Raw genomic sequence first — 10,471 nt, forward strand, 5'->3', positions numbered from 1 at the left:
GTATCGCTGAAGCGCAGCAGACATTGAGCAGGTTCTAAGGAAAGCGCCCCAGGGCGGCGCACGGCGATGCCGACGCGCAAAGACACGCCAGGCTCTCAGAGCCTGGCGCGCGTCTTCTCTCATCCGGACTATCACCGTCGGCTTCGGCTTCTCACCGAATCTGCTGACCCGCGCATCATGGAAACGGCTGCGCGGCGCTCGCGGGCTCGCCGCCGGCACTCGCCGCGGCATACCGCCGGTGGGGAGTTTCACCCCGCCCTGAAGACCGGCACAGCATAAAGGCGGCGTAGAAGTTGGACAAGCCCAGCCCCATCGCGCATAGTCAGCGCATTCCAATTGCAATGGAGCGATGCATGACCCTGAAGCTGCCGATCTGGCTGATTTTTTGTTTGAGCGCCGGCGCCGCCGTCGCCGCGCCCACCCCCACCGCCAAAGCTGAAATCGATCACCTGCTGGACTATCTGGCCAAATCCGGCTGTGAATTCAACCGCAACGGCAGCTGGTACGGTTCCAAGGAGGCCCGCGATCATCTGAACGACAAATACCAGTATTTGCTGAAAAAAGACTGGGTCAGCAACGCGGAAAGCTTCATCGAACGCGCGGCCACCCAGAGCAGCATCAGCGGCAAAGCCTACCAAGTGCGTTGCGGCGCGGCGCAGCCAGTGGCCAGCGCCGGCTGGCTGAAAGCAGAGCTGGGCCGCTACCGCCAGCGCAAATAAGCCGTTCCACGGGCGTCCGGCCGGCAATCCAGGCCTGCCGGAGCGCCACGCAGCTGTTATAATCACCGCTTTCCTGTAATCCAGTGTTCTTTTCCCGATGACTGCTGCCCAGCTGCTGGCCCGACTCAAGGCCGACCTCCCCTCTTGTCTGATCCGCGACCGCCACGCCTTGCGTCGCAAACTGAGCGACGCCGCCGAGCGGCTGAAGAAGAACCAGCCTGCGGACAAGCAGCTGGCCGACATCCAGTCGCAGATCGAGCGCTCCGCCGCCAAGGTGGCCGCGCGCCGTGCCCATCTGCCCAAGCCCGATTTCGACGACGCGCTGCCGGTCAACCAGAAACTGGCCGACATCAAGGCCGCGATCGAGCGCCATCAGGTGGTGATCATCTGCGGCGAAACCGGCTCCGGCAAAACCACCCAGCTGCCCAAGATCTGCCTGGAACTGGGCCGCGGCGTGCACGGCCTGATCGGCCACACCCAGCCGCGCCGGCTCGCCGCGCGCTCGGTGGCCAGCCGCATCGCCCAGGAACTGAAATCCACGCTGGGCGAGCACGTCGGCTTCAAGGTGCGCTTCACCGACAAGCTGTCGGACAAATCGGTGATCAAGCTGATGACCGACGGCATCATGCTGGCGGAAACCCAGACCGACCGTTACCTGGAAAGCTACGACACCATCATCATCGACGAGGCGCATGAACGCAGCCTCAACATCGACTTCCTGCTGGGTTATCTGAAACAGCTGCTGCCGCGTCGGCCGGACCTGAAGGTGATCATCACCTCGGCCACCATAGATGCCGACCGCTTCTCCCGCCATTTCGACGGCGCGCCGGTGATCGAAGTCTCCGGCCGCACTTATCCGGTGGAAGTGCGTTACCGCCCGTTGGCGCAGCGCGACGAAGACGAGCGCGAAGTGGAGATGGAAGGCGCCATCGTCGACGCCGTCGACGAGCTGTCGCGCCAAGGTCCGGGCGATATGCTGGTCTTCCTGCCCGGCGAGCGCGAAATCCGCGAAACCGCGGAAAAACTGCGCAAGTCCGGCATCCGCGGCTACGAAATCCTGCCCTTGTTCGCGCGGCTGTCCAACGAGGACCAGCAGAAGATCTTCAAGCCTTCCGGCGGCCGCCGCATCGTGCTGGCCACCAATGTGGCCGAAACCTCGCTGACGGTGCCGGGCATCAAATACGTGATCGACACCGGCCAGGCGCGCATCAACCGCTACAGCCCGCGCGCCAAGGTGGAACAGCTGCAAGTGGAGAAAATCTCCCAGGCGGCGGCGCGGCAGCGCGCCGGCCGTTGCGGTCGCGTCGAGGCAGGCATCTGCGTGCGCCTGTACGGCGAGGACGACTTCAACCAGCGCCCTGCCTTCACCGATCCGGAAATCGTCCGCTCCAACCTGGCCGCGGTCATCCTGCGCATGGCCGCGCTGCGGCTGGGCAAGGTGGATGCCTTCCCCTTCCTGGAAGCGCCGAGCAGCCGACTGATCGCCGACGGCTACCAGGTGTTGACCGAGCTGGGCGCGGTGGACGACAAGGGCGAACTCACCGGCGTGGGCAAGGAGCTGGCGCGGATTCCGGTGGACCCGAAAGTGGGCCGCCTGCTGCTGGCCGGCCGCGACTTCGGCTGCGTGCGCGAAGTGCTGATCATCGCCGCCGCCCTCAGCGTGCAGGACCCGCGCGAACGCCCGTTCGAGGCGCGCGAGGCGGCCGAACGCGCGCAGGCGCGCTTCAACGACGAGAAGTCCGACTTCCTGTCCTTCCTGCACCTGTGGGACTTCTTCGCCGACGCGCTCAAGCACAAGAAATCCAACCGCCTTCTGATCAACACCTGCCACGAGCACTTCCTGTCCCATCTGCGCTTGCGCGAATGGCGCGAATTGCACGCGCAGCTGGCCGACATCGCCAGCGAGCTGGGCCTGATCAAGCGCGAACAGGCGCACGCCGACGCTGAGCAGCCGGACGCGCAGATGACGCAGAAAAAGCGCCAGCAGCTGGACGCCGTCGCTTATGAAAACCTGCACAAGGCGCTGGTGACCGGCCTGATCGGCAATCTGGGCATGAAAAACCAGGAAGGCGACGATTACCAAGGCACCCGCGGCGTCAACTTCCACGTCTTCCCCGGCTCCGGCCTGAAAAAAGCCAAGCCCAAATGGCTGGTGGCGGCGGAACTGGTGGAAACCACCCGCCTCTACGCCCGCTGCGTGGCCAAGATCGAGCCGGAATGGGTGGAAAAGCTGGCGCCGCACCTGGTCAAATACCATTACTTCGACCCGCACTGGGAAAAGAGCCGCGGCGAAGTGGTGGCCAGCGAACGCGTCACCCTGTACGGCCTGACCCTGGTGCCGCGCCGGCCGGTCAGCTATGGCCGCATCGCGCCGGAAGAAGCGCGCGAGCTGTTCATCCGCGGCGCGCTGGTGAATATGGACTATGTCAGCAACGCGCCCTTCTTCCAGCGCAATCAGCAATTGATACGCGAAGTGGAGCAGCTGGAGCACAAGGCGCGGCGTCAGGACGTGCTGGTGGACGAAGAGGCGCTGTTCGCCTTCTACAGCGAACGGATTCCGGCCGAGGTGGTGGACGCCGCCAGCTTCGAGGCCTGGCGCAAGGAGGCGGAAAAGACCGAAGCCAAGCTGCTGCACCTGACGCGCGAAGAACTGATGCGCCACGCCGCGCAACATGTCACCGAAAACCAGTTCCCGGAATGGCTGGAGCTGGAAGACGGCCGCCTCAAGCTGCGCTACCGCTTCGAACCCAACCACCCGCTGGACGGCGTCACCCTGGACGTGCCGCTGGCCATCCTCAACCGCCTGCAGCCGGCCGCCTTCGAATGGCTGGTGCCCGGCATGGTGCGCGAGAAGCTGCAACAGCTGATCAAGGGCCTGCCCAAGCAGATCCGCCGCTGCTGCGTGCCGGTGCCGGACTTCGTCACCCGCTTCCTCAGCGTCAATCCGGATCAACAGCAGCCGATCGCGCCGCAGCTGGCGCGCTTCATCCTGCGCGAAACCGGCGGCGTCAAGGTGGACATCGACGACTTCCGCGCCCAGGAGCTGCCGGCCCATCTGCTGTTCAACTTCCGCGTCATCGACGACGGCAAGCAGGAAATCGGCCTGGGCCGCGACCTGCTGGCGCTGCAAAAGCAGTTCGGCCAGGCCGCCCAGCTGACTTTCCGCGACACCAGCGCGGAATTCGAGCGCGATGATGTCAGCAGCTGGGACTTTGGCGAACTGCCGGAAAGCATACAGTTCGCCCGCGGCCGCCAGCAGCTGACCGGCTATCCGGCGCTGACGCTGGAGCAGGACAAGGTGGCGATCCGCCTGTTCGACACCCAGTTGATGGCCGAGCGCCATCACCGCCAGGGCGTGATCCGGCTGCTGCAGCTGCAGCTCAAGGAGCAGATGAAGCAGCTGTCCAAGGGCCTGCCCGGCATGACTCAGCTGGGGCTGCAGCTGCGCGCGGTGGCCAATGTCGACGAATTGCTGGCCGACGCCATCGCCTGCATCTGCGACCGCGCCTTCATCGGCGACGACGCGCTGCCGCGCAATGAGAAAGCCTTCAACGAGCAGAAAACTCGCGCTCGTACCCGGCTGCCGGCGGTCAACCAGGCGGTGACCCAGTATCTGGGCCAGGTGGCATCCGAATACGGCCCGCTCAGCGTCAAGATGCAGAAGCACAAGCTGGGCTACGAGCTGCAGCAGCAATTGGCCAAGCTGGTTTACAAGGGCTTCCTGGCCGCCACGCCGTGGAGCCAGCTGCCGCACTTGCCGCGCTATATGCGCGCGATGGGCTTGCGCATGGACAAGCAGCCGGCCAATCCGCAGCGCGACGGCCAGCGCGGCGCGGAAATCCGCGACCTATGGCAGAAATGGGAAACCCGGGTGGCCGAGGACAATGAAGCCGAAGGCGCGTCCCAGGCCTTGCTGGATTTCCGCTGGCAGATCGAGGAACTGCGCGTCAGCCTGTTCGCCCAGGAACTGAAAACGCCATACCCGGTGTCCGCCAAGCGGCTGTTGAAGCTGTGGAGCGAGCTGCCGCGCTAATGCTCGCCAGACCTTGAACTGGCTCGCCCTGGCATGAGAAAACGGCGGCGTCGATAAAGACGCCGCCGTTTTTCTATGCGCGCAGCACGCCCTTCAATGCACTGGATGCGACAAGCCCGGTCTATCGCCCCAGGCCAGCAGGAACAAGCCCATCGCCAGCCCCACCAGGCAGAAAATCATCAGATAGCAGGCCAGCGCCAGCGAGCTGACCTCCATCCACAGCGATAGCAAGACCGGCGTGAAGCCGCCCACCACCGCGTAAGCCACATTGTAGGAAAACGACAGGCCGCTGAAGCGGATGGGCGCCGGAAACGCGCGCACCATCAGAAAAGGCACCGCGCCGACGATGCCGGCGAAGAAACCGGTCAGCGTGTACAGCGGATGCAGCCAGCTCACATCGTGGCCCATGGTCTGGTAGAAACACCAGCTGCTGACGCCCAGCAGCAGGCTGCCCGCGGTGAACACCGGGCCGCCGCCGAAGCGGTCCACCGCCAGGCCGGCGACGATGCAGCCCACGCTCAGCGCGACGATGGCCAGACTGTTGGCGAACAGCGCCTCCACCGGCGGCACGCCGAACTGCTTCTGCAAAAAGGTGGGCGTCATCAGAATCACCACCACGATGGTGACCGACAACATCGCGGTGGCCGCCATCGACACGGCCATGCCCAGCCGATGACCGCGCAGCACCGCCTTCAGCGGCAGCTCGGCGGACAAGGCCTTGCGCGCCTGCATTTCGCTGAACACCGGGGTCTCGTGCAGCCAGCGGCGCAGATACATCGCCACCAGGCCGAAGACGCCGCCGATCAGGAAGGGAATGCGCCAGGCACCGCTTTCCAACTGCTGCGGCGTGAACAACAGATTCATCGCCATCGCGATCAGGGAGCCGAACAGAATGCCTATGGTCAGCCCCGAGGTAATGATGCCGCACGCCAGGCCGGTGCGGCTGGGCGGCGCGTGCTCGGCGACGAACACCCAGGCGCCGGGCACTTCGCCGCCTATGGCCGCGCCCTGCAATACGCGCAGCAGGAGCAGCAAGATCGGCGCCCACACGCCGACGTCCTGGTAAGTGGGCAGCAAGCCCATCGCCAGCGTCGGCAAGGCCATCAGCACGATGCTGAGCGTGAACATGCGCTTGCGGCCGAACAGATCGCCGAAGTGCGCCATGATGATGCCGCCCAGCGGCCGCGCCAGATAGCCGGCGGCGAAGATGCCGAACACCTGCAGTTGGCGCAGCCAGCCCGGAATGTCATGGGGGAAGAACAGCTTGCCCAACACCAGGGCGAAGAACACGTAAATGATGAAATCGTAGAATTCCAGCGCGCCGCCCAGCGAGGCCAGGCCCAGCGTCTTGCAGTCGTTCCGGTTCAGTTTGCGCGCGGGTGCCGCGGCGGCGCTCGCCGTTTGAGTCATATCGGGTCCTTTGGTTTGCGGGCGCTTATTTCTTGAACGGGTTGATCGCCGGGGCCTCGTCATGATGAACGATGCCGAAGCGGTTGCGGATCAGCGAATTGAGCACCGGCTGGCGATGGCGTATCCACAGCGTGGTCGGCACCGGCTGGCAGCCCATGCGCGCCTTGGGCTCCAGCGCGGTGCGGCCGAAGATCACCCGGCGGCCGCCGGCGGCCAGCGCCGACTCTATCGCCGTGTGCAACAGGCGCAGATACAGCGGCAGCGTCTTGGCCGCGGCGCGGTCGAAGCCGATCTGCGCGGCGGTGACTTCCGCGCCGTCTTTCAAGACCAGCAAAAAACCCAGCAGCGCGCCATCGCGCCACAGGCCGCGCAACTCCGCCCGCTCCGGTCCCAGCGCCGCCATCCGCCGCCAGTAGTCGGCGGTCACCGTCACCGGCCGCAGCGTGGCATTGTCCTGCACCGCCAGGTAGAGCTGCTGCATGCGCTGCGCCTGCGCGTCCACCTGCTGCGGCGTCATCACGCCGATTTCGCAGCCGGCGGCCTCGATGGGCTTGAAGATCTGCTGGCGGATGCTGCTGCGGTACTTGGAAGTCATGCCGGCCAGGTAGTCCTCGTAAACACGCCAGTCCTCGGCCAGCGGCAGCACCATATTGGGCTCGGTCTGCAGCATGCTGTAGCTGAGCTTGCCCAGCGCCCGGCTATCCTCCAGCGCCGCCGCGTCCAGGTCCTTGACCAGCACGAAATCGATCTGGCCGTTCAGCTTTTCCGCGCGGCGGATGCGGTACAGGATTTCCGCCACCGCCTGCCAGCGGGTTTGCGGGTCCAGCTCCGCGGCGAAAGCCACCCCATCCAGCCCGTAACTGAGCATATTGCCGCAGACCAAGAGACGCTGGCGCAGCCGCGGCTTGATGTTCTGCGCCAGCGCCGCGCGCAGCGAACCCTCGGCTCGCGGCCCCGGATGGGCATGCATGGTTTCCAGGCTGACCGCCAGCAATTGCATCGCCGCGGCCGCCACCGGCACGCCGTCGCGGTAAGCCATCGCATAGCGGACTTCGAAGTCGGCGAGCCCGGACTGCTCCAGCGCGCGCCAGTAATCGCGGGACATCAGCAGCCCGCGCGGCGCGGTCAGACGGTCCCAGTGTTGGCCGTTTAGGAAGTCTATGCGTTCGGAAAAAACGAAATTCAGCGTGCTGGCCTGGCGCAACCTGCGGCGCAGCTTCCAGCCGTCGCCCAGTTGCCGGGCCAGTTGTGTGATCTTCTTGCTCATGATATGGGCGGATGTGCTGTTGTTCTATGCGTGACAATCATGCCAGTGTGCCGCAATGCCAATCGGGCAACAAGCATCCTCAAGACATGCCCTCGGCCAATTGCCGACGATAGCGCTCCGGCGAATAGCCCAACTGCTTGTTGAACATGGCGATGAAAGCCGACGCTGTGCCGTAGCCCAGATCGGCGGCGATATCCTGCACCGCCCTGCCTTCGCGCAGCCAGGTCAGCGCGCGCAGCAGCCTTACCCGGCTGCGCCACTGCACGAAGCTCATGCCCAGCTCGCGCTGGAAATGGCGCGCCAGCGTGCGCTCGGTGCCGTATACCCGTTGCGCCCATTGCGCCAGCGTGGTGTTGTCGGCCGGGTGGGCGCGGATGGCTGCCAGGATGGGCGCCAGCTGGCGGTGGCGGCTGTCCGGCAGATAGCTGTGCTGGTGGCCGGCCTGGACCAGCCGCTCCAGCAGCAGTTCGGCCTGGCGTCGGTCCCATGGATCTTCTATCGCGGTGACGCCGCGCTGGCAAAAGTCCTCCAGCAAGGCGCGCAGCAAGGGCGTTTGCGGAATCAGGCAGGGCTGGCCGGGCAGCCGCGCCGCCGCCTCGGCGCCGATATAGACCGAGGTGTAGCACATCGCCTGGCGCACCGAGGCCGAATGCCTGACCCCGGCCGGCACCCAGATCAGAAACTCCGCCGGCGCCGCCAGCAGGCGTTCGCCCTGTTCTTGCTCGACCAGGTCCAGCTCTATCAGGCCCAGGCTGATGCGGTTGAGCTGGCCCCAGCGGTGGCTGTGCGGCGTGAACTCGGTCTGCGGCGTCAATTGATCGTAGCGCAGATGGATGGGCGCTGGCTCCGGCAAGCGTTGATCCAGTTCGGAATAGTCCAATTTGTCGGTTTCCCTGTATTGCAATGTCTGCTTTGCGTTATATGGCACTAATCAGACAGCGTTACACTAGCGGCTGTCAATGTCGCGCCACGCCATAAAGGCCGGCGCCGCGCTCTCGGAGTCGTTCACGTCATGAACTCATTGTTTCCCATGCTGGCGGTGCTGATCTGGTCCGCCAACACCGTGGTGTCCAAGGCCGCCGCCCAGGCGCTGGACCCGGCCGCCATTTCCTTCTACCGCTGGCTGGTGGCCGCGGTCATTCTCACCCCGCTGTGCCTGCGTCCGCTGCTGCGCCAATGGCGCGCCATCCGCCCCTGGCTGGGCCGCTTCAGCGTGCTGGCGGTGCTGGGCATGGTGATGTTCCAGTGCCTGGCCTATTACGCCGCGCACAGCACCAGCGCCACCAATATGGGCGTGATCTGCGCCTTGGTGCCGCTGCTGGGCCTGGCGCTCAGCGCGGTAGCTTTCCGCCAGCCGGTGGGCGCGCACGCGCTGTTCGGCGTCGCGGTGTCCTTGCTGGGCGTGTGCTATCTGCTGGGCCAGGGCCGGCCGCTGAGCCTGCTCGACGGCGGCGTCAACCATGGCGACGCGCTGATGCTGATCGGCTCACTCTCCTACGCGCTGTACGGCATTCTGCTGCGGCGCTGGGCGCCGCCGTTCGGCAGCTGGACCAATCTCTATGTTCAGGTGCTGCTGGCGGTGCTGATGCTGGTGCCGGTGGCGCTCAGCGCGCACAGCCTAGCGGTGCCGCCGCAGGGCGTCGGCCTGGTCGCCTTCGCCGGCATCGCCTCCTCGGTGCTGGCGCCCTATTTGTGGATGCGCGGCATCCAGCGCCTGGGCAGCGAACGCACCGCCATCTTCATGAATCTGCTGCCCTTGTTCACCGCGCTGATCGCCAGCGCGCTGCTGGGCGAGACCATACACGACTACCACTGGCTGGGCGGCGGCCTGATCCTGCTCGGCGTCAGCCTGAGCCAGGGCGGCTGGGCCAAGCTGCGCGGCGCCTTCAAGCCCGCTTAAGCCGGCCCCGACTTGCCGGATCGGCTGCCCCGACAGGGCGGCCGAAGCCTCAGGGCCTGTTCAACGTCTCGCGAGCACAGGCGAGGCAAGGCGAAAACGAGCGATAAAGCGGAATGCACAAACGGTACATGAGCATTTTGAATTCGTACTCACCATGCAACGCTTCACGAAGCGCAGCAGGCTTTGCACAGGCTCTCAGATCCAATCGTCCGCGGGAGCGCTGCGCTCGCTGACGACCTCGCCGGTGTTGCGCACCCCTTGCGGCTCCACCAGCATCAGCTTGACCTCATGCTCGGCATAGGGCTTGTGCTCCACGCCCTTGGGCACGACGAACATCTCCCCGGCGTTCCCCCATACCGGCGGCCTGTCGCGCAAATCGATGCGCAAACACCCTTCCTGCACGATGAAGACTTCATCGGTCTCGGCGTGCCGATGCCAGATGAAGTCCCCCTGGATTTTCACCAGCTTGAAATGATAGTCGTTCATCTGGGCGATGATCTTGGGACGCCACTGTTCTTGAAACAACGCGAACTTCTCCTCCAGCCTGACGGCGCGAAAACCACGGGGCATGGCAAGGCCTCCTCTCTTGATTCGAGTCAATTCAGTCCGAGCTTGGACCGTAGCACGGCCTCCAGGCCGCTGCCATGTGGCGTGGTCCGACGCCAAACGGGCGGCCGCGCCGCCGCTTCGCCGCGCTGGCACATTGCCCTGGGTGCGCATATCGCCTAAGCTCTGTAACAAAACCGCAGTCGGCGCGACCGGCCATGACAATCTCTTTACCGTGGAACCCGAAACCATGTGCCAGTTATTGGGCATGAATCGCATAACAGAATAAACTCATTGATTTTATTGTATTTATTTTTGAACGACAATTTTATTACTCACAATATTACTCACAACCATTTGTAGTGCCCCTCCTTAAGCTGCCCGGTTTACAACCTTCTCCATCCACGCAGAAACATCCAGCAATCGCCATCTGCTTGAAGTGCCGATTTTTATTGGTGCGGGGAACTCTCCCTTCTGGATTCGTCTGTAAATTGTTGAGTAATGGAAACCAACCATTCTCTCAACCTCTTCTAACCGCAAGAATCGATCCTGCATACTGTTTTCTCCAAATAGTTAGGGCCGCCCTCGGGCAGCCC

8 protein-coding genes and 1 riboswitch are annotated in these 10,471 nt (G+C 64.4%); of the genes, 3 read left to right on the plus strand and 5 right to left on the minus strand.

Annotated features, from left to right (window positions below):
• Positions 1-107: 107 nt before the first annotated feature.
• A riboswitch (FMN riboswitch) is annotated at positions 108-270 on the minus strand.
• An 83-nt stretch (positions 271-353) separates the two neighbouring features.
• Both VI26_RS06675 and hrpA read left to right on the plus strand, forming a co-directional pair.
• Positions 354-719, plus strand: coding sequence for a DUF5329 domain-containing protein (locus VI26_RS06675; RefSeq protein WP_048408974.1), 366 nt, complete (start codon positions 354-356; stop codon positions 717-719).
• A 97-nt stretch (positions 720-816) separates the two neighbouring features.
• A complete protein-coding gene (gene hrpA, locus VI26_RS06680; RefSeq protein ID WP_048408975.1) occupies positions 817-4,752 on the plus strand; it encodes an ATP-dependent RNA helicase HrpA in 3,936 nt (1,311 codons plus the stop codon).
• A 93-nt stretch (positions 4,753-4,845) separates the two neighbouring features.
• Here hrpA and VI26_RS06685 read toward each other — a convergent pair whose 3' ends face one another.
• The 3 genes from VI26_RS06685 to VI26_RS06695 form a co-directional block, all read right to left on the minus strand.
• Positions 4,846-6,162, minus strand: coding sequence for an MFS transporter (locus VI26_RS06685; protein WP_053074280.1), 1,317 nt, complete (start codon positions 6,160-6,162; stop codon positions 4,846-4,848).
• A 25-nt stretch (positions 6,163-6,187) separates the two neighbouring features.
• The gene (locus VI26_RS06690; RefSeq protein WP_048408977.1) at positions 6,188-7,429 is read right to left on the minus strand and encodes a GNAT family N-acetyltransferase; all 1,242 of its coding nucleotides are present in this window, start codon (positions 7,427-7,429) and stop codon (positions 6,188-6,190) included.
• Positions 7,430-7,508: 79 nt separating this feature from the next.
• The gene (locus tag VI26_RS06695) at positions 7,509-8,309 is read right to left on the minus strand and encodes a helix-turn-helix domain-containing protein (protein WP_048408980.1); all 801 of its coding nucleotides are present in this window, start codon (positions 8,307-8,309) and stop codon (positions 7,509-7,511) included.
• A 132-nt stretch (positions 8,310-8,441) separates the two neighbouring features.
• Here VI26_RS06695 and VI26_RS06700 point away from each other — a divergent pair, with 132 nt between their 5' ends.
• A complete protein-coding gene (locus tag VI26_RS06700) occupies positions 8,442-9,329 on the plus strand; it encodes a DMT family transporter (protein ID WP_048408978.1) in 888 nt (295 codons plus the stop codon).
• Positions 9,330-9,524: 195 nt separating this feature from the next.
• Here the strand turns inward: VI26_RS06700 and VI26_RS06705 are convergent, their stop codons facing one another.
• On the minus strand, positions 9,525-9,899 hold the full coding sequence (locus tag VI26_RS06705) for a cupin domain-containing protein (protein WP_048408979.1): 375 nt from the start codon (positions 9,897-9,899) through the stop codon (positions 9,525-9,527).
• A 348-nt stretch (positions 9,900-10,247) separates the two neighbouring features.
• Complete coding sequence (locus VI26_RS23755; protein WP_082150928.1) at positions 10,248-10,430, minus strand: AlpA family transcriptional regulator; 183 nt, start codon at positions 10,428-10,430, stop codon at positions 10,248-10,250.
• Positions 10,431-10,471 lie beyond the last annotated feature (41 nt).

The organism is Chromobacterium sp. LK1, from assembly GCF_001043555.1.
Lineage (GTDB): Bacteria > Pseudomonadota > Gammaproteobacteria > Burkholderiales > Chromobacteriaceae > Chromobacterium > Chromobacterium aquaticum.